The 450-nt window shown below is 68.9% G+C and carries 1 pseudogene; it reads left to right on the top strand.

What is annotated here, in order from left to right:
* Positions 1 to 328: pseudogene (locus FMN52_RS19730) on the top strand (disulfide bond formation protein DsbA); the annotation flags it as partial.
* Positions 329 to 450 lie beyond the last annotated feature (122 nt).

Genomic DNA, 450 nt, shown 5'->3' with positions numbered 1-450 from the left:
GGTCTATGCCCACACGCGCAGCGACGGCCAGGGCTTGCCCGAGGGCCTGCGCTACCCCGACCTTACGCCAGCCATCGAGCAGTGCATCGCGAGCGAGCGGCCCGACGCGGCGATTCGCACCCAAACTGCGGAAGCCACGCACAGCGGCGTGACCGCCACGCCGTCGCTGCGGCTGCACGATCGCGAAACCGGCAAGGCGGTCCTGCTGCAGGGTCCGATCGAGGGCGATGCCTTGCTGTCGGCCATGGACATGCTCGCGGCCGGCGATCCCGCCGCCACACCTACATCGGAAATGCCTGCCGACGTCGTTGGCGACATGCCCAGGTAGCCCCGGTCTTCAAGGCTACGGCGCAGTCCACTGCGCTGACCGCGACCCGTTCGCCTCGCATCCTGGCCGCGAACGATCACCGCTGCCGCGGTGATGGGTGCACCTTGTTCATTCCCAGGAGG

The organism is Marinobacter sp. BW6, assembly GCF_008107725.1.
Taxonomy (GTDB): Bacteria; Pseudomonadota; Gammaproteobacteria; order Pseudomonadales; family Oleiphilaceae; genus Marinobacter.
Note: the sequence above shows the minus strand (reverse complement) of the source record. Positions and strands in the feature narration are given on the sequence as shown.